Source organism: Shimia sp., from assembly GCF_039969785.1.
GTDB lineage: Bacteria > Pseudomonadota > Alphaproteobacteria > Rhodobacterales > Rhodobacteraceae > Shimia.
Genome location: NZ_JBDVNC010000037.1, coordinates 211,126 through 237,320 on the forward strand (window position 1 = coordinate 211,126; position 26,195 = coordinate 237,320).

25 protein-coding genes are annotated in these 26,195 nt (G+C 59.6%); 19 read left to right on the plus strand and 6 right to left on the minus strand.

From position 1 onward, the window contains the following. The first annotated feature begins 97 nt into the window (after positions 1-97). From ABJI08_RS17945 to ABJI08_RS18020, 16 genes are all read left to right on the plus strand, one after another. Positions 98-1,093 (plus strand): HAD family hydrolase, encoded by a 996-nt coding sequence (locus ABJI08_RS17945; protein ID WP_348403227.1) that lies wholly within the window; start codon positions 98-100, stop codon positions 1,091-1,093. A gap of 21 nt (positions 1,094-1,114) precedes the next feature. Next, positions 1,115-2,095 (plus strand): MoxR family ATPase, encoded by a 981-nt coding sequence (locus tag ABJI08_RS17950; protein WP_348403228.1) that lies wholly within the window; start codon positions 1,115-1,117, stop codon positions 2,093-2,095. A 13-nt stretch (positions 2,096-2,108) separates the two neighbouring features. Beyond that, positions 2,109-3,083 carry a DUF58 domain-containing protein gene (locus ABJI08_RS17955; protein ID WP_348403229.1) on the plus strand — a complete coding sequence of 325 codons (975 nt, stop codon included), beginning with the start codon at positions 2,109-2,111 and terminating at the stop codon, positions 3,081-3,083. Then, positions 3,080-3,556: a DUF4381 domain-containing protein gene (locus tag ABJI08_RS17960; protein ID WP_348403230.1), complete on the plus strand. Its 477-nt coding sequence runs from the start codon at positions 3,080-3,082 to the stop codon at positions 3,554-3,556. Before ABJI08_RS17955 ends, ABJI08_RS17960 begins: the two co-directional genes overlap by 4 nt. Beyond that, positions 3,553-4,539: a VWA domain-containing protein gene (locus tag ABJI08_RS17965; protein WP_348403231.1), complete on the plus strand. Its 987-nt coding sequence runs from the start codon at positions 3,553-3,555 to the stop codon at positions 4,537-4,539. Before ABJI08_RS17960 ends, ABJI08_RS17965 begins: the two co-directional genes overlap by 4 nt. Further along, a complete protein-coding gene (locus tag ABJI08_RS17970; protein WP_348403232.1) occupies positions 4,536-6,059 on the plus strand; it encodes a VWA domain-containing protein in 1,524 nt (507 codons plus the stop codon). The genes ABJI08_RS17965 and ABJI08_RS17970 overlap by 4 nt, the downstream gene beginning before the upstream one ends. Further along, on the plus strand, positions 6,056-7,363 hold the full coding sequence (locus ABJI08_RS17975) for a BatD family protein (protein WP_348403233.1): 1,308 nt from the start codon (positions 6,056-6,058) through the stop codon (positions 7,361-7,363). Before ABJI08_RS17970 ends, ABJI08_RS17975 begins: the two co-directional genes overlap by 4 nt. Before the next feature lie 12 nt (positions 7,364-7,375). After that, positions 7,376-9,307 (plus strand): multiheme c-type cytochrome, encoded by a 1,932-nt coding sequence (locus ABJI08_RS17980; protein ID WP_348403234.1) that lies wholly within the window; start codon positions 7,376-7,378, stop codon positions 9,305-9,307. Positions 9,308-9,481: 174 nt separating this feature from the next. After that, the gene (pcaF, locus tag ABJI08_RS17985) at positions 9,482-10,684 is read left to right on the plus strand and encodes a 3-oxoadipyl-CoA thiolase (RefSeq protein ID WP_348403235.1); all 1,203 of its coding nucleotides are present in this window, start codon (positions 9,482-9,484) and stop codon (positions 10,682-10,684) included. Positions 10,685-10,699: 15 nt separating this feature from the next. Then, positions 10,700-11,692 carry a 1,2-phenylacetyl-CoA epoxidase subunit PaaA gene (paaA, locus tag ABJI08_RS17990; protein WP_348403236.1) on the plus strand — a complete coding sequence of 331 codons (993 nt, stop codon included), beginning with the start codon at positions 10,700-10,702 and terminating at the stop codon, positions 11,690-11,692. Positions 11,693-11,718: 26 nt separating this feature from the next. Next, a complete protein-coding gene (gene paaB / locus ABJI08_RS17995; protein WP_348403237.1) occupies positions 11,719-12,003 on the plus strand; it encodes a 1,2-phenylacetyl-CoA epoxidase subunit PaaB in 285 nt (94 codons plus the stop codon). Continuing rightward, positions 12,003-12,767, plus strand: a complete 765-nt coding sequence (gene paaC, locus ABJI08_RS18000; RefSeq protein WP_348403238.1) for a 1,2-phenylacetyl-CoA epoxidase subunit PaaC — start codon at positions 12,003-12,005, stop codon at positions 12,765-12,767. Before paaB ends, paaC begins: the two co-directional genes overlap by 1 nt. Positions 12,768-12,822: 55 nt before the next feature. Continuing rightward, positions 12,823-13,284: a 1,2-phenylacetyl-CoA epoxidase subunit PaaD gene (gene paaD / locus ABJI08_RS18005; RefSeq protein WP_348403239.1), complete on the plus strand. Its 462-nt coding sequence runs from the start codon at positions 12,823-12,825 to the stop codon at positions 13,282-13,284. A 10-nt stretch (positions 13,285-13,294) separates the two neighbouring features. Beyond that, positions 13,295-14,371, plus strand: a complete 1,077-nt coding sequence (locus ABJI08_RS18010) for a 2Fe-2S iron-sulfur cluster-binding protein (RefSeq protein WP_348403240.1) — start codon at positions 13,295-13,297, stop codon at positions 14,369-14,371. Between the two features lie 12 nt (positions 14,372-14,383). Next, positions 14,384-15,139: a Phenylacetic acid catabolic protein gene (locus tag ABJI08_RS18015; RefSeq protein WP_348403241.1), complete on the plus strand. Its 756-nt coding sequence runs from the start codon at positions 14,384-14,386 to the stop codon at positions 15,137-15,139. A 120-nt stretch (positions 15,140-15,259) separates the two neighbouring features. Then, positions 15,260-15,601 carry a hypothetical protein gene (locus ABJI08_RS18020; RefSeq protein WP_348403242.1) on the plus strand — a complete coding sequence of 114 codons (342 nt, stop codon included), beginning with the start codon at positions 15,260-15,262 and terminating at the stop codon, positions 15,599-15,601. Positions 15,602-15,971: 370 nt separating this feature from the next. Here the strand turns inward: ABJI08_RS18020 and ABJI08_RS18025 are convergent, their stop codons facing one another. From ABJI08_RS18025 to paaG, 5 genes are all read right to left on the minus strand, one after another. Further along, positions 15,972-16,160 carry a hypothetical protein gene (locus ABJI08_RS18025; RefSeq protein ID WP_348403243.1) on the minus strand — a complete coding sequence of 63 codons (189 nt, stop codon included), beginning with the start codon at positions 16,158-16,160 and terminating at the stop codon, positions 15,972-15,974. 108 nt (positions 16,161-16,268) lie between these two features. Beyond that, positions 16,269-16,868 carry a TetR/AcrR family transcriptional regulator gene (locus ABJI08_RS18030; RefSeq protein ID WP_348403244.1) on the minus strand — a complete coding sequence of 200 codons (600 nt, stop codon included), beginning with the start codon at positions 16,866-16,868 and terminating at the stop codon, positions 16,269-16,271. A gap of 2 nt (positions 16,869-16,870) precedes the next feature. Next, entirely contained in the window at positions 16,871-18,181 is a 1,311-nt protein-coding gene (paaK, locus tag ABJI08_RS18035; RefSeq protein WP_348403245.1) for a phenylacetate--CoA ligase PaaK, read from the minus strand. A 15-nt stretch (positions 18,182-18,196) separates the two neighbouring features. Then, positions 18,197-18,622, minus strand: coding sequence for a hydroxyphenylacetyl-CoA thioesterase PaaI (gene paaI / locus ABJI08_RS18040; protein WP_348403246.1), 426 nt, complete (start codon positions 18,620-18,622; stop codon positions 18,197-18,199). Between the two features lies 1 nt (position 18,623). Further along, positions 18,624-19,409, minus strand: a complete 786-nt coding sequence (paaG, locus tag ABJI08_RS18045) for a 2-(1,2-epoxy-1,2-dihydrophenyl)acetyl-CoA isomerase PaaG (RefSeq protein WP_348403247.1) — start codon at positions 19,407-19,409, stop codon at positions 18,624-18,626. A gap of 96 nt (positions 19,410-19,505) precedes the next feature. Between paaG and ABJI08_RS18050 the strand changes: the two genes are divergently transcribed. From ABJI08_RS18050 to mnmH, 3 genes are all read left to right on the plus strand, one after another. Next, positions 19,506-20,729, plus strand: a complete 1,224-nt coding sequence (locus ABJI08_RS18050; RefSeq protein WP_348403248.1) for a cytochrome P450 — start codon at positions 19,506-19,508, stop codon at positions 20,727-20,729. 10 nt (positions 20,730-20,739) lie between these two features. Next, positions 20,740-22,770 carry a phenylacetic acid degradation bifunctional protein PaaZ gene (paaZ, locus tag ABJI08_RS18055; protein ID WP_348403249.1) on the plus strand — a complete coding sequence of 677 codons (2,031 nt, stop codon included), beginning with the start codon at positions 20,740-20,742 and terminating at the stop codon, positions 22,768-22,770. Between the two features lie 228 nt (positions 22,771-22,998). Continuing rightward, positions 22,999-24,039 (plus strand): tRNA 2-selenouridine(34) synthase MnmH, encoded by a 1,041-nt coding sequence (gene mnmH / locus ABJI08_RS18060; protein WP_348403250.1) that lies wholly within the window; start codon positions 22,999-23,001, stop codon positions 24,037-24,039. Here mnmH and selD read toward each other — a convergent pair. Beyond that, positions 24,023-26,179: a selenide, water dikinase SelD gene (gene selD, locus ABJI08_RS18065; protein ID WP_348403251.1), complete on the minus strand. Its 2,157-nt coding sequence runs from the start codon at positions 26,177-26,179 to the stop codon at positions 24,023-24,025. The genes mnmH and selD overlap by 17 nt on opposite strands. Positions 26,180-26,195 lie beyond the last annotated feature (16 nt).

Here is a 26,195-nt window from a genome sequence, read left to right on the forward strand (position 1 = left end):
CCAAACGACTTTGATCGCCCGGCAAAAATTCAGTCGGGCGATTTCAATAATTGAAGCTCACCATTTTAGAGCACATGAAATTTTCGAGGGTTAACTCATGTCAAAGCGCTTTGCCATCCGTCCAACTGCCATTGCCGGCGCGCTGCTGGTCTGCGCAACCGGGGCACTTGCAGACCCGTTGCCATCCTGGAATGACACCGACGCCAAATCCCGCATTCTCGCTTTTGTCGACACAGTTACCGACCCGCAATCCTCTGACTATGTGACCCCGGACGCTCGCATCGCAACCTTTGACAATGACGGCACGCTTTGGGCGGAACAACCAGTTTATTTTCAGCTGTTCTATGCCGTCGAACAAGTGGCCGAAATGGCCAAAACTGACCCTTCAATCCTGACCACCGACGCCCGCAAAGCCGCGGCAAACGGTGACTTGAAGGCCGTTCTGACAAGTGGAAAAGAAGACCTGATCGACATTCTTGCGCTGTCCCATACCGGGCGCAGCGTCGAAGAATTTCAGGCCGACGTCGCCGCATGGCTGGACACATCCCGCCATCCCAAAACCGGGCTGCGTTATGACCAGATGGTCTATCAACCTATGCTCGAACTGCTGACCTTTCTGCGCGACCAGGACTTTGACACCTATATCGTTTCGGGTGGTGGCATTCATTTCATGCGCGTCTTTGCAGAAGACGTGTATGGTATCCCCCCCGAACATGTGATCGGCTCGTCCATCGTGACCACCTACGACACATCGGGCGCAACGCCGACGATCCAGAAACAGCCCGAATTGTTCTTTAACGACGACAAAGAAGGCAAGCCACTGGCAATTGACCGCCATATCGGGCGCCGCCCAATTATGGCGGGTGGCAACTCGGACGGTGATTTTCAGATGCTGGAATGGTCCACCTCCGGGGATGGCGCACGGCTTGGCCTGTATGTCCATCACACCGACGCGGATCGCGAATGGGCTTATGATCGCGAAGGGCATATCGGCGTCCTGAACCGGGGTCTGGACGAAGCGGAACAGCGCGGCTGGCTGGTTATCGACATGGCCAATGACTGGTCCACCGTCTTTCCCACACCTGCGAAATAAAGCCAGACAGGAGCACACACGATGTCTTCGCACGCCCAGATTATGGCCCTCAAAGAGTTGATGGGCCAGTCCATCATTGGCCAGCGCGACGTGATTGACCGGTTGTTGATTGGTCTGCTGGCCAACGGCAACCTGCTGATCGAAGGTCTGCCCGGTTTGGCCAAAACCCGCGCGGTCAAAGCCATGGCTAAAAATCTGGAATGCGATTTCAGCCGCATCCAGTTCACGCCTGATCTTTTGCCCGCCGATGTCACCGGCACCGAAATGTACTTGCAAAGCCCCGAAGGCCCCAGCTTTCAGTTTCAGCCCGGGCCGATCTTTGCCAATGTCGTGCTCGCGGACGAAATCAACCGCGCCCCGGCCAAGGTTCAGGCCGCGTTGCTGGAAGCCATGGAAGAACGACAGGTAACAGTGGCGGGCACCACCCACATCATGCCGCCGCTCTTTATGGTCATGGCCACGCAAAACCCGATCGAGCAGGAAGGCACCTATCCCCTGCCCGAAGCGCAGATGGATCGTTTTTTGATGCATGTCGTCATCACCTACCCGCCTCTGGAAGACGAAGTTCAGGTGATCCGCCTTGTGCGCGCCGAAGAGCAGGCCGCGCAACACAGCAGTGCGACTTCTGAAAAGCCCGCCCCGATCCCTCAGGACGCGGTCTTTGACGCCCGGCGTGATATCGCCGCGATACACACGTCAGACGCCATCGAAACCTACATGGCGACGCTGGTTCAGGCGACCCGCACACCAGACGATTTCTCTGCTGATCTTGCGCGCTGGATCGAGGTTGGCGCCAGCCCGCGCGCATCCCTGTCGCTGGACCGCTGCGCCCGCGCGCATGCATGGCTCAGCCAACGTGACTATGTCGACCCAGAGGATATTCGCGCCATTGCCGGCGACGTTCTGCGCCACCGCCTGACATTGACTTATGAAGCACAGGGCGAAGGTGTGTCCGCCGATGACGTGATCCGGGAAATCCTGACACAGGTCGCCTTGCCGTAAGAGAGCCGCCATCATGGACCGCGCCGCTTTATCCCGCACCAATCTGATACGCTCTGCCGGGGCGCCGTCAGACGATCCGCGCGTGCATGTCACGCTTGCCGGGTTGCGTGCGCTGGAACTTCCGGCACGCAAATTGTCTCTCACCGCGCGCCAGCATGCCCGCTCGGCGCTGAACGGGCGTCACGGGTCGCGCATTCGCGGACGTGGGCTCGATTTTCTGGAACTGCGCGATTACCTGCCCTCAGACGATGTGCGCGCCATCGACTGGAAAGTCACCGCGCGCACCGGAAAACCGCATGTGCGCGTCTTTACCGAAGAACGCGACCGACCAACCCTGATTGTGGTGGATCAACGCATGTCGATGTTCTTTGGCACCGTGCGCAATATGAAATCCGTCACCGCCGCCGAAGCCGCCGCCATCACCGCCTTTCGGGTTCTGGCGCAAGGTGACCGCGTGGGCGGTATCATCTTTGATGACACACGGATTGCCGAAATCCGCCCGCGCCGGGATCACGCAACGCTGGATCGTTTTCTGAACGCCCTGACCCGCGCCAATCAACAGTTGCACGCCACCCGAGACGTCATTGATCCCCTCGCGCTCAACGATGTTCTGCGCGCCGTACACCGCATCGCCAAACGCGACCATCTTGTGATTGTGCTCAGCGATTTCGATCAGATTGACGACCAGACACAGCACCTGATGGCGGGCTTGTCGCGACGCAATGATCTGGTGTTGGGGCTTGTCACTGATCCTTCGGCTCATGCGTTGCCGACGGATACCCGCCTCACGGCGTCGGATGGCGCTTTGCAGGCCGAACTTGATCTGTCCGATGACACTGTACGCCAGAATGTGCTGACCTATGCGCAAGACCGGCTCGCCCGAGTTGAAGACTGGCAGAAACACATGCGCCTGTCCGCCCTTCCGCTGAGCACGGCTCAGGACACACTCACCCAGATGCGCCACCTGCTTGGGCTGGGCCCGACATGAGCGACACCTCCCCGCCAGAGAACCTTGTCGATCTGATCAACAAGCTGCAAGAGGTGCCCGATCCGGCGCCGGTCTCTATGCTACCGCAGACACAGGGTTGGATTGTGCTGGCCGCATTTGTGGCTGTTGCTGCGCTGTTTGGGGCACGCAAAATTTTGCACAGGCATCGTGCCAACGCATATCGCCGCACGGCTCTGGTCGAATTGCAGCATGCCGGTGATGATGCGGCCCGGATTTCGGCCATTCTGAAACGCACAGCGCTTGTGGCCTACCCGCGTCAGGATGTGGCCCCGCTGACCGGTCAGGGCTGGATCGCTTTTCTTGAGCGCACCGGCACTGGGGGCGGCTTTGAGTCCGGCCCCGGTGCTGCGCTTGCCACAGCGGCGTTTATCCCCGGCGACACGCAGGCGCCCGGCCTCAATGCGCTGGCCTGCCAATGGGTGCGCCAGCACGACTCGCGAGGTTCGGCATGATCACACTCGCCATGCCTTGGGTTCTCGCGCTCTTGCCGTTGCCCCTGTTGATCCATCGTTTCATGCCAGCCTATCACAGCCCCTCTGATGCGGTGCGACTGCCATTTTTCCGCGACCTCGCGCACGCAGCGGGCACCGAACCGCGCGACGGCGCCAATGTTATGTCGCGCGGACGGATTCAAATGGCCGTTGCAGCCCTGATCTGGATGCTGTTGGTCGTCGCACTGGCGCAACCTGAACGGCTGGGCGAACCGGTTGAGATCACCAAAGAAGGGCGCGACGTGGTTCTGGCGATTGATATTTCGGGGTCGATGGACACCGTCGACTTTCCCGGCCCTGACGGCAAAAACCAACAACGTCTGGCCGCCGTGCGCGACGTGGTCGCCGGGTTTATCCAGGGCCGCGAAGGCGACCGCATGGCGTTGATCGTGTTTGGCAGCCGCGCCTTTGTGCAAACCCCGCTGACCGGAGACCTTGAAACGGTGCTGGCTCTGCTTGACCAGACCGATGTCGGCATGGCCGGACCGCACACCGCGTTGGGGGATGCGATCGGCCTTGCGATCCGCACATTCGAGGCCAGCGAGATTGACCAGCGCCTGCTGATTATCCTGTCAGACGGAAATGACACAGCCAGCCGCATGAGCCCGGTCAACGCCGCCGAAATCGCTAGGGATCGGGGCGTGGAGATCTTTGCTGTTGGTGTGGGCGACCGCGCTGCAACCGGCGAAAACCGACTTGATATGTCCCTGTTGGAAAACATCACCGGGCGCACGGGCGGACAGGCCTTTTTTGCCGATGACAGCGACGCGCTGACACAAGTCTATGACCGGATCGATGCGCTGGCACCGCGCGACATTGAAACGCTGTCCCATCGCCCCCGCAACGCGCTGTTTCACTGGCCTTTGATGTTGGCCGCCCTTCTCGGACTTGGAACGCTCATGTGGTTATCCCTATCCGCAAACGCGCGCAGGTCACCATCATGACCCCCTTGGAAACCACTCTGTCTGCCTTTCATTTCCTGCGCCCGCTCATGCTGTTGGGCCTTGTTCCGCTGGCTCTGATCTGGTGGCGCCAGCGCCGCCCTGCCCGGTCCGACATCGCATCCGAAACCGCGATTGCGTCCCACCTTCTGGCAGCGTTGCGTGTCGATCAGACCCGGAACCGGCGTCTGCATCCCATTGATCTGATCGCGCTCTGTCTGACCCTGATCATCATCGCGGCGTCTGGCCCCACATGGTCGCGTGTGCCAACACCGTTTGCCGCCCAGACCGCACCGATGGTGGTCGCACTCAAGGTCACGCCGTCAATGCAGAACCCCGATCTGGCCCCCAACCGACTGGACCGCGCCAAACACAAAATACAGGACTTGCTGAGCATGCGCGCCGGCGCGCGCACCGCGTTAATTGCCTATTCCGGGTCTGCGCATTCTGTGGTGCCAATGACCGAAGATGGCGCCGTGATCCAACCCTACCTCGAAGGGCTGGATCCGGAGATCATGCCTGTTGAAGGCAACACACCGCTCGCCGCGCTGAACCTGGCACTGGATGCATTGTCGCGCGAAACCACGCCCGGCGGCGTGCTGTTTGTGCTGGATGACATCGCAACCGCAGATGTGTCCCAGTTAATCGAAACCGCCGCCGATACGCCCGTGGCTTTCCTGATCGCCCTGCCGCAGGACCAGACCCTGCCTGCTCTGTCGGGCAGCGACGTGCGCGTTGTGATTGTGACCCCCGATCCATCAGACCTCAGACAGCTAGAGCGCGGATTTCAGGCGGCATATCAGCAAAGTCAACTTTTGAACGGCACCCAGCCGTGGCAGGATCGCGGCCTGTTGCTGATCTGGCCCGCGATCTTATTGCTGATGTTCTGGTTCCGCCGCGGCGTGGCGGTGCAATGGGCGCTGCTCTTTGTGCTGTGCCTGATCCTGCCAGCGAAACAGGCGCAGGCCGACGGTATCAAAGATTGGTTTTTTACACCTGACCAACAAGGATGGCTGGCCTATCGTAACAAAGATTACGACACGGCTGCCGACCGTTTTGCAGACCCGTATCTGCGCGGCGTGGCACAATACCGCGATGGCCAATACGAGACCGCAGCGCAAACGCTCGCGCAAATTGACACCGCCGACGCCGCCTTTGTGCAAGGCATGGCGCATATCAAATCGCGGGGATACCGCGACGGCGTACGCGCATTTGAACGCGCACTGGACCTTGACCCGGGCCACAGCGGCGCCCGCACCAACCTGCCCGTCGCGGAACAGATCGTCACTTATGTCGAACGGGTGCGCGAACAATCCGACACCGGCGAAGACAGCGGCATCGGCGCGGATGAAGTGGTTTATGACAATGAAGCCGGCAAAGGCGCAGACACTGAACTTCAGGCCCCCGTAGAAGACGGAGATGGCCACCTGTCCACCGAACAGTGGATGAACACTGTCGACACCCGCACCGGTGACTTCCTCAAACAACGCTTTCGACTGGAAGCTGCGGGGAACACACAATGATCAGGCTCTGCCTCATCCTTGCGCTATGCATCTGCGGTCTTGCAGCGTGGGCGCAAACGACGCCCGAACCGCAGCTCAAGGTCGAACTGGAAGAGAGCGAGGCCATTCTCGGGCAAACCCTCACCCTGCGGATCACGGTGTTGGTGCCCACATGGATGCCCGATCCTCCGGTCTGGCCTGATTTTGAAACCCCCAATGTGCAAATCGCGCTGCCCGAACGCAGCAGCTCGCCGGTCAGTCAAACCATTGATGGCGAAACGTGGTCAGGTATTTCGCGGCGCTATCTGATCACACCTATGGCGCCCGGCACTGTGACATTGCCCGCCACCTCGCTGACCCTCACCTATGCGCAGCCACCGGCGACGGAACCGTTGACGACCACGCTCACGCTGGACCCGATCACCCTCACCGGTGTTGTCCCCAAAGGCGCAGAGGGGCTCGACCCGTTTATCGCCGCCGAAAAACTGACCCTGACCCAATCGGTTGACGGCGACACAACCGGCCTCAAAGGTGGCGACAGCTTTACCCGCACCATCACGGCAACGGTCAACGGTGTTTCGCCTGTATTCCTGCCCCCGCTGGTGCCTGATGACACCCCGGACGGGTTGCGCGCCTATCCTGAAAGCCCGGTACTGGACGAAAAATCAGACCGCGGAGAATTGTCCGGCACCCGCACAGAAAAGATCACTTATGTCGTCGAAGGCAGCGTGCAAGGCACCCTGCCCGCCCTCACTCTGGACTGGTTCAACATGTCCGGCAACGCAGTAGAAGCCGCCACTCTTGACGGCGTCGATGTGCAGGCCACAGCCCCCGCCGCGCCAGCGGCAGCGGCCAAAGACATCGACTGGAAACCCCTGTTGATCCGCGCCGTTCCAATCCTGATTGCGCTGGTGGTTCTGGTACTGGCCGCGCAACGGCTGATGCCCCGCCTCACGCTTGCGCTGCGCCGCAAACAGCAACGCCACCGGGCCAGCGCCGCTTTTGCCTGGACCGCGCTCAAATCCGCTCTGGGCGCACAGGACCTGTCCGCCACCCGCGCTGCGCTGAGCGAATGGCAAAGGCGCGCCGGACAATTGCCAGCTTCTGAAATGGCCGAAATAGAAGCCGCCTTTGCGGCCATCGGGCGTGTCCGGTTCGGTCCAAATCCCAGTTCCAACCCCAGTTCCAACCCCGGTGCAAATGAAGACGCCTATTGGCAATCCCTGTCACGCCTGATTGACTGTGCCAAACACGCCGGTTCCACCCGCGCCCACACTGACTCTGCGCTGCCCGCTCTCAATCCTCTGGCGCGCCCGCATCCCTGACGAAAGCGATTTATGCCCGATCCCATTTCCCAACGTGTCCGCTGTCTGATTGTTCTACTGGCCGCGCTGGTCTTTTTCATGGGCACCGATCCCCTGATGGCGCAGCAAAAGGGCTATGTCGGATCAGAAGCTTGCGCCGATTGCCATGTCGAGGAGACCGCTGCATGGGAAACCTCTCATCATGCGGATGCATGGCGTTTGCCCGGACCGGATATGCTGCAGGGGGCGTTTCAGGGTGAAGTGTTCGAACATGATGGCATGCGCGCCGAATTTCGTACCGAAGACGGACAGCGCACAGTCAAAGTCACCGAAAAAGACGGCGTCACAACGGATTATACCGTGCACTCCGTGGGCGGCGTCGCCCCGCTTGAACAACTGTTGCTGGAAACCAAACCCGGACGTCTTCAAAGCTTTGACGTCGCTTGGGATGTTGACCAAAAACGCTGGTATCACCTTTATCCGGATCAGGACCTGCCCCCGAATGACGGGCTGCACTGGACCGGGCCTTACAAAAACTGGAACGCGCGCTGTGCCGAATGCCATGCGACCGGTTACGTCAAAAACTTTGATGCCCCGGCAGCCAGCTATAAATCAACCCAAGCCGAAATTGGCGTAGGTTGCGAGGCCTGTCATGGCCCCGGCGCCAAACATCTGGAAATTGTGTCTCAGGAACAAACGACCGCGCCGCAGACTTACGGCTTTTCTGTCGACGCCTCAGATACCGAAGCCACCATGCAGCAATGCGCCGGATGTCATTCGCGACGCGAGGCTTTTGCCGGTGGAAGCCCGCGCCCGGGCACTGCCTTTCATGACGCATATAACCTCGCCCTGCTGCGCCCCGGGACCTATCACGCCGACGGTCAGATACTGGACGAGGTCTATGTTTACGGCTCGTTCCTGCAATCCAAAATGTACGCCAAGGGCGTTGGCTGTGCCAATTGTCATGACCCCCACAGCGGCAACCGCGTGGCTGAAGACAACGCTGTGTGCACGCAATGCCATTCTCCTGCCGGAAACCCGGATTTCCCGTCGCTGTCACTCATGGATTACGACGACACGAGCCATCACAATCACCCCCTCAACAGCGATGGCGCTCAATGCAAAAACTGCCACATGGTCGAACGCGTCTATATGGGCATCGACGGGCGGCGCGATCACAGCTTTCGCGTGCCGCGCCCTGATTTAGCAGCCCAAACCGGCGCGCCTGATGCATGCACCGATTGCCATCAGGATCAAACCGCGTCCTGGGCCGCTGACGCCCTTACGGTGTGGTATCCTGAAGGCCGCTGGACCGAACCCCACTATGGCCAGGCCCTGGCAAAGGGACAACAAAACCCGGCAGCAGCAGCGCCGGACCTTATGGCGCTGGTCCGCGATACTGACCAAAACACACTGGCCCGCGCCACGGCGCTGTGGCTTTTGGCAAACGCGGGTGACGCTGTCCGGGTGGACGACATCTCACCGTTCCTCTCTGACGCCAGCCCTCTGGTCCGTGCCAGTGCGATCACCGCCCTGCGCGCGGTTCCAATCTCGCTCAGCGCGCCTTATCTGAGCGCCGCATTAGAAGACCCGGTCCGCAATGTGCGTCTGTCCGCCGCGCGCGCAATCCTGTCCGTGCAACCTTCCCAGGCCCCTGCTGCGGTAAACGCGGCCTACCGGGGCGCCGCCAGCGCGGTGTCGCGTTTCCTCAGAAACCAGTTCGACTTTCCCGAAGCCCATATGCAAATCGCCGGGATTGCGCTGACGCAAAGCGATCTGACCTCAGCCGAACGCGCATTCCGTACGGCTGTCCGGCTTGATCCGCAACTTGGTGACGCGTGGATCATGTTGGTGCGCATCGCTGCCGCCCAGCGCGGTCAGGCCGCCGCCCGCAAGGTCCTGAGCGAAGCCCTGCAGAATATACCCGACAATGCAGGACTTCTGGCACTGGCACGCCAGCTTTAAAAACAACACGAATTGTGGCGCCGGGCATGGCGCCGTGTTTCGTGCACCCCAATACGTTACGCAAAAATGAAAACTACTTAACAACTGTAACTTCTCTATTGCGTCGAATCGCTTTCCACGATATCCCAACCGTGCGGTCGGACAATCGAACAGGGCACCGCGGGAGGATTTCTTATGGACGCTTTTATCTGCGACGCCACACGCACCCCGATCGGGCGCTATGGCGGGGCTTTGTCATCGGTGCGCACCGATGATCTGGCCGCTGCGCCAATCGCGGCGCTGATCGCACGTAACCCTCAGGTCGACTGGACCCGCATCGACGACGTTATCTATGGCGACGCCAATCAGGCCGGGGAAAGCAACCGCAACGTGGCGCGCATGGCCGCACTGCTGGCCGGTCTGCCAGTTGACGTGCCCGGCACCACCATCAACCGGCTGTGCGCCAGCGGCATGGACGCCGTTGGCATGGCTTCGCGCGGTCTCAAGGCCGGCGATTACGACATGGCCATTGCCGGCGGTGTCGAAAGCATGAGCCGCGCCCCCTTTGTGATGCCCAAAGCCACCAGCGCCTTCACCCGGGCCAATGCCGTGTTTGACACCACCATCGGCTGGCGCTTTGTGAACCCGAAAATGAAAGCGATGTATGGCACCGACTCGATGCCCCAAACGGCCGATAACGTCGCGGCGGACTTCAACATCAACCGCGCAGATCAGGACAAATTCGCCGCCACCAGCCAGGCCCGCTGGGCCGCTGCGCACGAGGCGGGCGTGTTTACCGACGAGATTACACCGGTGCATGTGCCCCAACGCAAGGGCGACCCGATTGTGGTCGACACAGACGAACACCCCCGCCCGGGTACTGGCGTGGACAAGCTCGCCAAACTGCGCGGCGTGAACGGCCCGGACCTCAGCGTCACGGCTGGTAACGCATCAGGCGTCAACGATGGCGCCGCCGCCATTCTGATGGCAACCGGCGCCGCCGCTGAACAGAACGGGCTGACACCAATGGCCCGCGTCGTGGGCATGGCCGCCGCCGGGGTCGAGCCGCGCGTGATGGGCATTGGCCCGGTTCCCGCAACCCTCAAAGTGCTGGCGCGCGCAGGTCTGAGCATCGAGCAGATGGATGTGATAGAATTGAACGAAGCATTTGCCAGTCAGGGCCTCGCCACGTTGCGCGCACTGGGCGTGCCGGATGATGCGCCGCACGTCAATCCAAACGGCGGCGCGATTGCCATAGGTCATCCGCTTGGCATGTCGGGCGCACGGCTTGTGCTGACGGCAGCTTATCAATTGAAACGCACCGGGGGGCGCTATGCGCTTTGCACCATGTGCGTTGGCGTTGGACAGGGCGCCGCCCTGATCCTTGAAAGAGTTTAAGGGAAGGATCAGACCATGTATGCACAGATGATCAAAACCGCCTCATCCGGGATCAAAACCCGCGAAGAGATGTCCGATCAGGAACGCGATTTTCAGGACAAGATCGACAACGATATCAAGATCGAACCGCGCGACTGGATGCCGGATGATTACCGCCGCACCCTGATCCGCCAGATCGGCCAGCACGCCCATTCCGAGGTTGTCGGTCAATTGCCCGAGGGCAACTGGATCACCCGCGCGCCCACGCTGGAACGCAAAATGATCCTGCTTGCCAAGGTGCAGGACGAGGCCGGGCATGGGCTCTACCTCTATTCTGCCGCCGAAACGCTGGGCGAAAGCCGGGATGAGCTGGTGCGCCTCTTGCACGAAGGCCGCATGAAATACTCCTCGATCTTCAACTATCCCACGCTGAACTGGGCCGACATCGGCGCGGTTGGCTGGCTGGTGGACGGCGCGGCCATCGTCAATCAGGTCGCACTGCAACGCACGTCCTATGGCCCCTACAGCCGCTCAATGGTGCGCATCTGCAAAGAAGAGAGCTTTCACGCCCGCCAAGGTTATCACGCGATCATGAAAATGGCCTTTGGCACGGCGGAACAAAAACGCCAGGCCCAGGACGCGCTGAACCGGCTCTGGTTCCCCGCGATGATGATGTTTGGACCGCATGACAGCGAAAGCACCCATTCCGAACAATCCATGGCGTGGAAAATCAAGGTCAAATCCAACGATGAGCTGCGCCAGCAATTTGTCGATCAGACCATTCCGCAAATCGAATATCTGGGTCTGGACCTGCCCGACTCCGGTATCAAATGGAACGAAGAACGCGGCCATTATGACTTCTCTGACCCCGACTGGGACGAGTTTCTGGATGTGCTGCGCGGCAATGGCCCCTGCAACGTGGATCGCATGAACGACCGCGTCAAAGCCTGGGAAGACGGCGCATGGGTCCGCGACGGGCTGCTGGCCCACGCTCAAAAGAAAGCCGCGCGCAAAGTTGCCGCCGAATAATTCGCGCTAGCGAGGAGGAATAACACATGAAAAATGAATGGCCCCTTTGGGAAATCTTCATCCGCGGTCAGCATGGCATGAGCCACCGTCACGTTGGCAGCCTACATGCCCCGGACGCTGAAATGGCGATCAAGAATGCGCGCGATGTCTATACCCGCCGCAACGAAGGCGTGTCGATCTGGGTGGTCGAAGCCAAACACATCGCCGCCACCGCACCGGGTGACAAAGGCCCGTTGTTTGAACCTTCGGAATCCAAGGTTTACCGCCACCCGACCTTTTTCGACATCCCCGAAGAAGTGGGGCATATGTAATGGCTGCTGATACTGAAAAATTGCTGCAGTTCCTGCTGCGTCTCGGGGATAACACCCTGATCCTTGGGCACCGCGTGTCGGAATGGTGCGGCCACGCGCCCATCCTCGAAGAAGACATCGCGCTGGCCAACACCGCGCTCGACCTGATCGGTCAGACACAGATGTGGCTTGGCTATGCGGGCGAAGTTCAGGGTCAGGGCAAATCCGCCGATGACCTCGCCTTTCTGCGCGACGCATGGGATTTCCGCAATGTGCTGCTGACCGAACTGCCCAATGGCGACTTTGGCCGCACCTTGCTGCGTCAGTTCCTGTTTGACGCCTACCAATCGGTACTCATGGGCCGCCTGATCAAATCCTCGGACGAAACGGTTGCCAGCATCGCGGCCAAAGCCAGCAAAGAGGTCGCCTATCATGTCGAACGCTCTGCTGACACCGTTGTCGGGCTGGGCGATGGCACCCCAGAAAGCCACGCCCGCATGCAGGCGGCACTGGATTATCTGTGGCCCTACGTGGGCGAAATGTTCGCCAGCGATGATGTCGACGCGGCCATGGTGGCTGCGGGTGTGGCACCAGATCCGGCCAGCCTGCGCGCAGAGTTTGACGCGCTTGTGACCCGCGTGCTGGCGGATGCGACGCTGACCATTCCTGATGGTCGCTTTGCCCATTCAGGCGGGCGCACCGGACGTATGCACACAGAACATCTGGGGCACTTGCTGGCTCAAATGCAATGGCTGCAACGCGCCTATCCGGGCTGTGAATGGTGACACCGGCGGGGCTCTGACAAAGCAGAGCCGCCTCTCGGGCAAAAGGACAAAAGATATGACCCAGCCAAGTGTAAAACAGGTCTGGGAATGGCTGGAAACCATCCCTGACCCCGAAATTCCGGTAATCACCCTTGTTGATCTCGGCATCATTCGGAACGTGGAGTTTCATGGTGAAACCTGTGTGGTCTCTGTCACGCCAACCTATTCCGGCTGCCCGGCCACATCGATGATCAACATGGATATCGAAACCCGACTGCGCGACCAGGGATTGGACAATATAGCCCTGAAACAACAGCTTAGCCCGGCATGGACCACCGACTGGATGTCTGACAAAGCCCGCATCGCGCTGGAAAAATACGGCATTGCCCCGCCACAACCGGCGGGTGGCCCACAACGCTGTCCACGGTGTGGCGGCGATCATCTCGAAAAACTGAGCCAGTTCGGCTCGACCCCGTGCAAGGCACAATGGCGCTGTCAGGACTGTCTTGAACCGTTTGAATATTTCAAGTGCATTTAGGGAGGAACCGATGGCGCGCTTTCACGATCTGACCGTCACAGACGTTCACAAAACCATCCGCGACGCTGTTGTCGTGACCCTGAAACCCGTCAATGGCGCAGCCAGTGATTTTGACTTTACCCAAGGCCAATATCTGACCTTCCGGCGCGATTTTGACGGCGACGAACTGCGCCGCTCTTATTCGATCTGCGCAGGCAAAGACGAGGGCGTCCTGCAAGTCGGCATCAAGCGGGTCGACGGCGGTGCCTTTTCCACATGGGCCAACGAAGACCTCAAAGTTGGCGACACGCTTCAGGCCATGCCCCCGATGGGCGGTTTCTTTACCGCGCTCGACGCCACCACCGAGAAGACCTATCTCGGGTTTGCGGGTGGCTCGGGCATCACACCGGTTCTGTCGATCATCAAAACCACACTGGCCCGCGAACCCAACGCGACCTTTACATTGGTCTATGCCAACAAGGGCGTGAACACGATCATGTTCCGCGAAGAGCTGGAAGACCTGAAAAACGTCCACATGGGCCGTTTCAACGTGATCCATGTGCTGGAAACAGATGCACAGGAAATCGACCTGTTTACCGGGCTTGTGACCGAAGAAAAATGCGCGCAGCTTTTCGCGACCGGCTGGATTGACATTGCTTCGGTCGACACCGCATTCATCTGTGGACCCGAACCTATGATGCTTGGCATCGCTGCGGCACTGCGCAATGCGGGCATGGACGACGCGCAGATCAAGTTCGAGCTGTTCGCATCCTCCCAACCCGGGCGCGCAAAAAAGCCTGCCGTGTCAAAAAATGCAGCCTCGGGTGACAATCAGGCCAGCGCTGCGATCACGCTGGACGGGGCGACCCAAACTGTGCAGATGGCCAAGGACACAACCCTGCTTGACGCCGCACTTGGCAACAATCTGGATGCGCCATTTGCCTGCAAGGCGGGGGTTTGTTCCACCTGTCGCTGCCGCGTTCTGGAAGGCGAAGTCGACATGGTCGCCAACCACGCGCTTGAGGATTACGAAGTCGAAAAGGGATATGTTCTGTCCTGCCAATCCTACCCCGTCACCGACACCGTTGTTGTCGACTACGATCAGTAAGGAGATCAGACCATGGCCGAAGATATGAGCATCGAAAGCTATCTCGCCCAGGGCGGCGTGCTGACGAACCCAATGAATGTCCCGCCCCGCTATCGCGCCGAGCTGATGAAACTGATGGCCACATTTGTGGACAGCGAACTGGCCGGAGCCGCCGGGTTTGCCGACATCATCAATCAGGGTCCGGGCATCAAGGAACGCATTGCCGCCGCCAAAATCGTGTTGGAAAAAACCGACAATGCAGACCGTGTTTTGCGGATCATGGCCGAATTTGGCGTGGACGCAGATAAATATGCCAATCACCACCCCTGGACCGCGCGGCTGGAGCGTGACGCCGACATTGGCGCGGCGCGCACCGATCACGATATGCGCCTTGCCGTGTTCAACTATCCCTTGAATGGCTGGGCGGATGCCGTGGTGATGAACCTGTTGATGGGCCGCGCCGTGGCTGTGCAACTGGCCGAGTTTTCTATGGTCAGCTACCAGCCCCTCGCCGAAGCATTCCGCGCAATCGCCCCAATCGAAGCACGTCACGCAGAACTGGCCGAAGAAGGTCTGGCCAAGCTCGCTGAGGTCAAAGATGCCAACCTGCAAGCCAGCGTTGACTACTGGTGGCCGCGGGTTGCCGCCTCCTTCGGGTCTGCAGACTCAATCAAGACCGACACTCTCAAGGCATTGGGCCTGCGCAGAACATCCAATGCGGACCTGAGATCACGGTGGGAATCTGAGGTCAAATCCGTTCTGGATAAGTTGGGTCTAAACTGCAAATGATTTGACGTCCGTCTGTCGAAAATTTCCATTGACCGCATTCAGTTCTTGCCTGTAACTGGAATCTCGGTCTGTAATAATTTTATTTGGAAACGGAGATTTAGCATGAGAATTTCATCACTTTTGATGACTGTTCTGGCAGTCGGTTTGGTTTTGGGTACCGCTGATACAGGTTGGGCCAAAGACAAGAACGGCAAGGCAAAAGGGAAAAATGTTCAAGTCGACAAAAAGCCTGGTAAGGGTGCCAAGTCCGTGCCTCCGGGTCAAATAAAGCGTTACACACGCGGTGCCAAACTGCCAGCTGATTTAAAGTATGAAGGCATCGGAGATCTGTCAAAATGGAAACTTGGCGAACCCGGAAAGGGAAATCGTTACATCAAAGTCGACAACGAAATTCTGGAAGTTTCCGAAGACCTTTCTACTGTGGTGGATGCCGTCGGAATTGTTGGCGACTTGCTGAAATAGACAAATTACGTCTTCTGAGATTTTGGCTACATGAAGGGACTGCGAAAACCACAACGCCTCTGTTTTCGTCGGTTCCTTGTCCAAACCGCTATTTCTCATTTTGTTAATCTGACCTGTTCGGCTACGTCGAAAGGTCGGTTGGCCCGGTTGGCGATGTTGGACTTACCGGCGTTGTTGGGCTGATGGGCGTGGTCGGTGAGGTCGGCGTTGTTGATGCAGGCGCGGGTGCATCAACACCAGACGTCAGACCCAACCCGACCCCGTAATCAATCTCTTGCGCTTTCGTATCAAATCCAAGGCTGAAATCGACATAGAAATCCTCGTCCAGATAAGCGGCACCAACCGTCGGGCGAAAGGCCTGCGACTTGATCTAATAATCCAGCCCAAGCGCCAGTGCGCCGCGTTCTGCGCGGTCATCGGAAAACAGCCTGACCCCAAGCGCGACATCGCCTCCAAAAACAAATGTCACGCCAAAACCAACCGAAGGGTCTGCCTGTGCCAGAGGCACGGCCCCCAGCGCCCCGGCACACACCGCGCACACTTTCAAAAATCGTTTCATCACGAAACGCTCCTACCAATTACTTTGCAATTCAATAGGAGCCATTCCTGGCACGTTCTGAATTTGGGTCAATACATGCATGATGCACAATTCGCAGGCCTTCAGCGCCTAACTCAGACCCTGCAACCCGTTAAGCGTCAGATCTGACACCAGCCGCGCATAGTCTTCGCGCGCTTGTGTTCCGGCGCCGGTTTGCCACATGTAATACCAGTTCAGCATGCCAAAGACCGACATTGTGGTCCCACGTAACCTGGCGGCATTGTTGTCAAAAACCTCAGGCGCCGCGCCTTCGATAACGCCGCTCAGGAACACCACCATGTCGCGTTGATACCCGCGCAGCACCTTCTGCTGGTCGGGCGGCAACATATCCACGCCGTTGATTTGCACACGGTGTTCATCATCCGCGCCCTGATAAGCCATCAGGATTTCGCGCACCACCCGGTGCAGGCTGTCTGCGGGCGAAGACCCTTCCAGATCGATCCCGCAAATGCGGTCTCTGAGGTCGCGCAAATAGGTCTCAAGGATGTCATACAGGATCGCATCCTTGCTGTCGTAATAGTGATAGATATTGGCCTTTGATATCCCGCAGTCCCGCGCCAGCATCGACATGGACGCCCGATCAAACCCTTCATTGGCAAACACCTTGGCGGCCGCCTTTAGTATGCGGTCCCGCTTTTGGTCGTGATCTTTTGCGATTGTCCGGGCCAAAACTATTCCTCGCCGCGATTGTCGACTACGCGTTTGGCCTTGCCCTGAGAGCGCTCGACCTCGCCGGGGTCTCCTACGACAATCTCAGTGGAAACACCAACAATGTCCTTGATCCGTTTGGTCAGCATACGCGCCGCTGCGGTTTTGCTCAGATTGTCCGCCGCATCCGGGTTGGCTTCAACAATCACCCGCATCGCGTCCATACGACCGGACTTATACAGCTCAATCTGATAATACGGTGCCAAACCACCGGTTGCCAAAACCTGTTCTTCGACCTGACTTGGGAACACATTCACGCCCCGCAAAATGATCATGTCATCGCTGCGCCCGGTGATCTTTTCCATACGCCGCATGCTGCGCGCAGTGCCCGGCAGCAATCGGGTCAGATCGCGGGTGCGATAGCGCACCATCGGCAGGCCTTCTTTGGTCAGCGTGGTAAATACCAGCTCTCCCATCTCACCATCCGGCAGAACCTCGCCTGTGACGGGATCAATAATCTCAGGCAGGAAATGGTCTTCCCAGATCACAGGCCCATCTTTGGTTTCCACACATTCATTGGCCACACCCGGGCCCATGATTTCGGAAAGTCCATAAATATCAACCGCATGCATGTCAAAAGCCGACTCGACCTCTTTGCGCATTGCATCAGTCCAGGGCTCAGCTCCAAACACACCGACCTTTAGCGAACAGTCGCGTGGGTCCAGACCCACCTTGTTAAACTGCTCCAGAATGTTGAGCATATAAGACGGCGTCACCATGATCCCATCGGGTTGAAAATCGGTGATCAAACCAACTTGCTTTTCAGTTTGCCCGCCGCTCATTGGCACCACCGTGGCCCCCAGCCGCTCAATCCCATAATGCGCGCCCAGCCCTCCGGTAAACAGACCATAGCCATAGGCGTTGTGCACCATGTCGCCTTTGCGCAAGCCTGCCGCCCGCAAAGAGCGCGCCACCAGATCGGCCCAGTTGCTGATATCGCGCGCCGTATAGCCCACAACCGTTGGCTTACCAGTTGTGCCCGAGGACGCATGCAACCGCATGATTTGTGACCGCGGCACCGCAAACAACCCAAACGGATAATTGTCGCGCAGATCGTTTTTGTAGGTGAACGGAAACTTCGCCAGATCCGCCAATGTCTGCAAATCATCCGGGTGCACCCCGGCGTCGTCAAACCGCTGTTTATACATCGCCACATTGTCATAGGCGTGGCGCAACGACCATTTCAGACGCTCCAGCTGCAGTGCCCGAATTTCATCAATCGACGCAATTTCGATCGCGTCCAGATCATTACGGTCGGGTGTCAGGTCCTTCATGGCGCTCTCCTCACCTTATTCTTCAAACAGATGGCCTTTGATCATGCGCGAGAACCCACGGAACTCGGCAATCAAATCACCATTCTGATTTGTCACTTGGACATCATAAATACCGCTGCGCCCGGTCAGGCTGATCTCGCGGGCGCGTGCCGTTAACAGGTCGCCTTTGCGCCCCGGCGCGATATAGCTGATCATATTGTGCTGGGCGACAGTCGACATGTTGCGGCTGTTACAGGCAAAGGCAAAGGCGCTGTCGGCCAGCGTGAATGTCACGCCGCCATGACAGATGCCATGCCCGTTACAATGAAACGGCTGCACCGGCATTGTCAGCGTGGCCAACCCTTCATCAATCTCGGTGATTTCCATCCCGAAATGCTGGCTGGCCTGATCTTCGGCCCACATTGCAGCGGCGGATTTTACGGCACGTTCTCTGGGTGTCATCTCAGCGCCCCTGATAGTTTGGTTTGCGTTTGTTCAGAAAGGCCGAAACCCCTTCGGCATAATCTGCGCTGAACCCACATTGCTTCTGGCACTCCGCTTCCAGCTCAAGCTGGTCTTCTAAGCTGTTCATCGTGGCAGCCTGAATGGCAGCTTTGGTCAGCCCCAAACCCACGGTTGGCCCGTTGGCCATTTTCTCAGTCAGCGCGCGCGCCGCATCCATCAATTCGTCGTCCGGCACCACTTGCCAGATCATACCCCAATCGGCGGCCTGCGTCGCACTCACGGGTGCGCCGGTCATCGCCAGCGCCTTGGCGCGGGCCTCTCCGACCAGATGCGCCAAGGCCCACGTGCCTCCGGCATCCGGCACCAGCCCGACATTGACAAAAGACTGAATGAACTTTGCGCTTTCTCCTGCCAGCACAATGTCACAGGCCAGCGCAATATTTGCGCCCGCCCCGGCCGCCACGCCATTCACCGCACAGACAACCGGCATGTCCATATCCCGCAACAGCTTGATCAAAGGTGTATAGAAATTACGGATCGTCACGCTCAGGTCCGCCGGGCGTTTCATCGCTGCCGGATCCACGTCGCCCAAATCCTGACCAGCGCAAAACCCGCGCCCTGCCCCGGTCAGCAAGACCGCACGCGCACCATTGTCCCACGCACTCTCCAATGCGGCGCGCAATGCCAGATGCATCTCGTCATTAAAGCTGTTCAGCCGGTCGGGCCGGTTCAACGTAACCTCGACCCATTTGCCATGATCCGTCACCAGAATCGTTTCGCTCATGATGCCTCCCAATTGACAGCGCTCCAGTCTTTCCTTGCATAAACCGAACGGTTGGTCAATAAATAAACCCACGACGATTCTGACCCCGGAGGCACCATGGCTGAGAACATGCACAAAGCGGTTGACCGTGATTTTCTCACCCTGACCGCGCCACCCAAAGGGTTTCACGACGCCCCCTATCCGATCTACGCGCGCTTGCGCGAAGCGGCCCCTGTGCACCCACAACCTGACGGCTCATTCATTCTGTCGCGCTACGAAGATCTTGATCGGGTGTACCGCGACACCGACACGTTTATCTCTGACAAAAAGGCGCTCTTTAGACCCAAATTCGGGGTCGATTCACCGCTTTATGAACATCACACCAATTCTCTGGTCTTTAACGACCCACCCCTGCACACCCGCGTCCGCTCGGTCATGGTGGGCGCGATGAACCCGCGCGCGCTGGCTTCGATGGAACCGGGGTTAATCACTCTGGTCGACACGTTGCTGGACGAAATGTCAAACCAGCCACAGACCGAACTGATCGAAGCCTTTGCCGGTGCAATCCCGATTGAGGTAATTGGCAACCTTCTGGGCATTCCCCGGGATCAACGCGACCCATTGCGCGCATGGTCACTGGCCATCCTCGGCGCGCTAGAACCGGCATTGACACCCGAGCAACTGGAAACTGGCCACACCGCCGTGCGCGATTTCAAAGCCTTTCTGCGTCACATCATCGAAGACCGCACCGCCCATCCCGGCGATCCGGACACGGATGTTCTGACCCGACTTTTGCAAACCACCGGCGATCAATTGACCGAGGTCGAGCTGTATCAAAACTGCATCTTCATTCTGAACGCTGGTCACGAAACCACCACCAATCTGATTGGCAACGCGATTGCGTTGTTGGACCAACACCCCGACAAACGCGCCCAGCTGTTGGCCAAGCCCAGCCTGATCAACACCGCAGTCGACGAATTTCTGCGCCTGGAAAGCCCCAACCAGTTTGGCAACCGCCTGACCACACGTGACGTCACCCTGCATGGCGTCAGCATCCCTAAAGGGACCGACCTGCATCTCTGTATGGGCGGCGCCAACCGCGACCCGCGCCAGTTTGACAATCCGGACGACATGCGACTGGATCGCCGCCCCAACAAACACCTCGCTTTTGCGGGCGGCCCACACACCTGCGTTGGCCTCACGCTGGCCCGTATGGAAGGCCGCATCGCCGTGGGCCGTTTCCTGACCCGCTTCCCGAATTTTCACCTGACGGACGGTGCCGTGCGCGGCGGACGTCTGCGCTTTCGCGGCTATGCCCGCCTGCCCGCCATCCTGACCTGAGGACTATTTCATGACCGTTCAAAACATCTCCAGCTATGGCTATGGCCAATGGATTGCCCCGGGCGCCGGTGCGCGCAACATCGCCTCGGCCATCACCGGCGACGTGATCGCCACTGCCGGAAACGACGCGCTGAATGTGCAGGGCATGCTGGACTACGCCCGCGAAGTTGGCGGCCCTGCGCTGCGGCAACTCACGTTTCACGACCGCGCCCGCATGCTCAAGGCGCTGGCAATGCACCTGCGCGACCACCGCCCCGCGCTCTATGATCTGTCCTTTGACACCGGTGCCACCCAAGCCGATCACATGATCGATATCGATGGTGGTATCGGCACGATGCTGGTCTTTGCCTCCAAGGGGCGCAAGGAAATGCCCGACGCGCATGTTTATGTCGACGGCGAAACCGAGCAATTGTCGCGCAATGGCACCTTTCTGGGCCAGCACATATGCACCCCCCTGCAGGGCGTTGCCATCCACATCAATGCCTTCAATTTCCCGGTCTGGGGCATGCTGGAAAAGCTTGCCCCGACACTGCTGGCCGGGGTGCCCGCGATCGTCAAACCTGCCACCAACAGCTGTTATGTGACCGAGCTTTGCGTCAAGCTAATGCTGGATGCCAACATCCTGCCTGCAGGCGCGTTGCAACTGGTCACGGGCGGTTTGGGCGACATGCTCGATCATCTCACCTGTCAGGACGCCGTCGCCTTTACCGGCTCGGCTGATACGGCTCTCAAACTGCGTTCCAACCCGCTGATCCTGCAAAACTCGGTCCGTTTCACGTCCGAGGCTGACAGCCTGAATGCCTCGATCCTTGGCCCCGACGCTGTGCCCGGCACGCCTGAATTTGACCTGTTTGTCAAAGAAGTCAGCCGCGAGATGACCACCAAGGCAGGCCAGAAATGCACTGCCATCCGCCGCATTATTGCCCCCGAAAACACCGTTCCCGCCGTAATCGAGGCGCTTTCCAACCGTCTGTCGAAAACTGTGATCGGCGACCCGCGTCTGGACACAACCCGTATGGGCGCGCTGGTCTCTGAAAGCCAGAAACGCGATGTTCTGGAAAAGGCCGCTCTGATCGGAACCGAAGCCGAACGCGTCTTTGGCGATCCCGACAACTTTGCCGTTCAGGGCGCAGGTGCCGAAAAAGGCGCGTTTGTGCCGCCCATGCTCTACCACTGCGCCAATCCCGACACTGCGCAGCGCGTGCATGACACCGAAGCCTTTGGCCCGGTTTCAACCCTGATGGGCTACCGCGATCTCGACCACGCGATAGAGCTGGTCAATCGCGGTCAGGGCTCGCTGGTGGCGTCTGTGATAACACATGATCCACAGGTCGCGCGCAGCGTCGCCCTTGGCGCGGGCGCCTATCACGGGCGTCTCTATTTCAACAACCGCGACTCGATGGGCGAAAGCACCGGCCACGGATCACCCCTGCCCCATATGGTGCATGGCGGCCCGGGCCGCGCCGGTGGCGGCGAAGAGTTGGGCGGCATTCGCGGCGTCAAGCATTACATGCAACGCACCGCCATTCAGGGCAGCCCCGATATCCTGACGGCTATTGGCGAAAGCTGGGTGCCGGGCGCGACCGAAATCACTGGTCCGGCGCATCCATTCACGCGCAAATTTGGGGAGTTGTCGATTGGTGAAACCCTGAACACAGCGCCGCGCACCATCACGCTGGATGACATAGAACACTTCGCCAGCTTCACCGGTGACACGTTCTATGCCCATATGGATGACGCCGCCGCCCAGCGAAACCCGTTCTTCCCGGGGCGCGTTGCGCATGGTTATCTGTTGCTCAGCTTTGCCGCTGGCATGTTTGTTGAACCGAACGAAGGCCCGGTTCTGGCCAATACCGGGCTGGACAGCTTGCGCTTTATGAAGCCGGTTTCGGCGGGCGACGCCATCAAAGTGCGCCTGACGGTCCGCAAAAAGACCAAACGCAACGAGGATTACGGCGAAGTGCGCTGGCACGTCACCCTGACCAACCAAAGTGATGAACTGGTAGCTGAATATGAGCTGATGACGATGAACGCTTATTAGGCCCGCCCGGAACACAGGCGTGCAACGCACGCCGCCGGGCAGCGCCCGACCGCCCCTAGGGCGGGCGCTTTTGCGACGTTGCGCTCTTATTCACCGTCAAAGGTGCGAGGCTCCATAAATCGCATTCAAACATCGGCGGTGCGCCCACCCCGGTCGGCCGCCGCCCGGCACGTCTGGCCTTTCCCCGCCCCAAACGCTAGTCAGGGACAAACCACACCGGACGCACCCATGCCTATCGAGCTGACCTCGCTTGCTGATCTCGCCAATCTTCCCTTTGACGATGTTATCGACGTGCGCTCACCTGCTGAATTCGCCCAGGACCACATCCCCGGCGCCATAAACCTGCATGCGCTCTCAAACGAAGAACGCGCCCGCGTCGGCACCATCTATGTACAACAAGACCCGTTTCTGGCCCGCAAGATCGGGGCCGCGCTCGTGTCGCGCAATGTGGCCAATCATCTGGAAGGACCGCTGTCAGACCGCGACGGCGGCTGGCGTCCGTTGGTCTATTGCTGGCGCGGCGGTCAGCGCTCGGGATCGGTTGCCATCATCCTCAAACAAATCGGCTGGCGCACGGACACAATCGCGGGCGGATATCAACACTACCGCCGCCTTGTGGCGCGCGCGGTCTACGACGCCCCGATGCCGGCCCCTGTGGTGGTGATCGACGGCGGCACTGGTACCGCCAAAACCCGCCTGTTGTCCCATCTCGCCCAACAAGGCGCACAGGTGATCGATCTCGAAGCGATGGCCGAACATCGCGGCTCGCTGTTTGGCCCCATGGGCGCCGCTCAACCCTCGCAAAAAGCGTTCGAAAGCCGCATCGCCATGGCCATGAGCCAGCTCGACCCATCCAGACCTGTGTATATCGAGGCGGAAAGCTCTAAGATCGGTCGCCTGATCATCCCGCCGACCCTTTGGCAGGCGATGATTGCGGCCCCCAACCTGCGCCTGACGGCACCTGTTGCGGCGCGCGCCGATCACCTGCTGACCGCCTACCCCGATATGCGCGCCGATCCGGATAAGCTCGATACTATCCTGAAAAAACTGATCCGCTATCACGGGCACGAACAGGTTCAGGCGTGGCAAGCCCTTGCCACGACGCAGGATTTTCGCACATTGGCCATGCAACTGATCCAAACCCACTATGACCCGCGATATGCCCGCATTTCGCGCGCCCATGCGCCGGATGCACAGCCCATCGACCTGCCTGATCTGAGCGAGGCGACGCTGGTCGCCACTGCAGCCCGAATTATTGCGCTGCCCTAAGCCCCGGCGCGCCGTCCAAAACCCGTCCAATCACTGCCGCCCGGTGCCCTGCGTCGCACAACGCCTGAACCAGATCCGCTGCCTGATCACGCGGAACCGCCGCCAATAATCCACCCGCCGTTTGCGGATCGTGTAACAACGCGGCGCGTGCACCCTTGGCCCCCAATACCGGCGCCGCTGCCGCATTGGCCTCCCAGATGGTGGAATGAATACCGGCCTCAACCGCTTCCAACGCACCCGCATAAATCGGCACTGCGTCCATATTCACTTCAGCCGCCACACCAGACGAGCGGCAAATACCCATCAGATGCCCGGCCAACCCATACCCGGTCACATCCGTCATTGCATGCGCGCCCTGCAACAGCGTCGCCGCATCCCCCTGCGGCCGTCCCATTTCCTGCAAAAACGCCGCCACATCCGCGCCGCGCGCCTGCGCGCGCATCTCTGCCGCCAACAAAACACCAGACCCAACAGGCCGCGTCAGGATCAAGGCATCCCCGGCCCGCGCCCCGGCCTGCGTCACCGGCGCGCCATCCACCAACCCGGTCAGCGTCACACCGATACTCAATTCGCTGCCCATGCTGGTATGCCCGCCCACAATCTCGGCCCCCGCAGCGTTCAGAACGCCGCCCGCCTCGCGCAATATCTCGGCCATGCTGCGGGCCTGCAAATCCGCGCTCATGCGGGGCAACGTCACCGACACCAGCGCCCCCTGAGGTGCTGCGCCCATGGCCCAGACATCCCCCAACGCATGCACCGCCGCAATCCGCGCCATCAACCCGAAATCCTCGGTAAATCCACGCAGATGATCCGTGGTCAGCACCTGTTTTGCACCGCCCACCTGCAAAATTGCGGCGTCATCGCCCGCCCCGGCCAACACATCAGCCCGGCCCAGTTTTGGCATGCGCGCCACCGCATCGGCCAATGTCTCTGACCCCACCTTGGACCCGCATCCACCACATAACGGCTGATCAGACACAGCGCCCAAAGCCACCTTTTTTGGCGGCTTTGGCAGCGCCATTTCGGGCAATGTCCGGAACTTCTCCATAAACTTCTGATCGATCCGATCTTTCCAGCGCCACAACGCAGGCCCCGCCAAAGTGCGCCCCCACTTTTCAGCCAGCGCCACTTTGCCCCCCAGAGAAATAAGCTTCAGATAGTCTTTCTGTGGCCGGAACGGACGCAGCGACGCCCCGGTCAGAACCGCACGCAAATTGGCCAGCAGCACTGGCGCCGAACGTACTGCAAACACCCCCGCCTTGGGGCGCGGCGTCTCGCCCATATGGGCGCAATCACCCACGGCAAACAGATTTTCATACCCCTGAACCTGCAAGGTTTCGCCGACACGTACAAACCCATCCCCGGTCACGGGCAGGCCCGTTTCAGCCAACCAGCTATGTGCAAATGCCCCGGCCGCGCCCACCGTCAACGCGCTGTTGATCCGACGCCCGTCGCTCAGCACGACAGCGTCCGCTTCAACCCGCGCCACTTTGGCATTCACCAACGGCGTGACGCGCAGATCGCCCATCGCGTCCAGCAAATGTCTTGCGGCTGCTTGCGTGCGTCCGGTGATCCGTGGGCCCGCTTCAACCACGGAAACCCGCGCGTCGCCAACCCGGTTGCGCAACGCATGCGCCATCGCCAGCGACAACTCGGCACCGGCGACACCGCCACCGATAACGGCGACATCCGGCGACATCGCACCGGCGGCCACCTGATCCAGAAACGCTGCCCACCGGCTGGCATAAACATCCAGCGGTTTGGCCCCAAGCCCATGCGCGCCAAACCCTTCAATATCCGGCATCTCGGCATGGATGCCTACGTCTAGCGAGGCGACATCATAGCCAATCTCACCCCGCCCGTGAACGGTTATGGTCTGGTCCCTGGCATTGATCGCCGTGGCAGGCGCCATGATCAGTCGCGCCCCGGCAAACCGCGCCAATTGCACCAAATCGATATCCAGCGCGTCGCGCGTGTAATGACCGGCGATATGTCCCGGCAACATGCCCGAATAGGGCGCCGTCGGCCCCGGATTGATCAGCGTCAACCGCACCCCGGGCAAAAGGCGCATACCCCACATCCGCAACACCAGCGCATGGGCATGTCCGCCACCGACCATCACAAGGTCACGGGTCAACATCGGAGTTTGCGACATC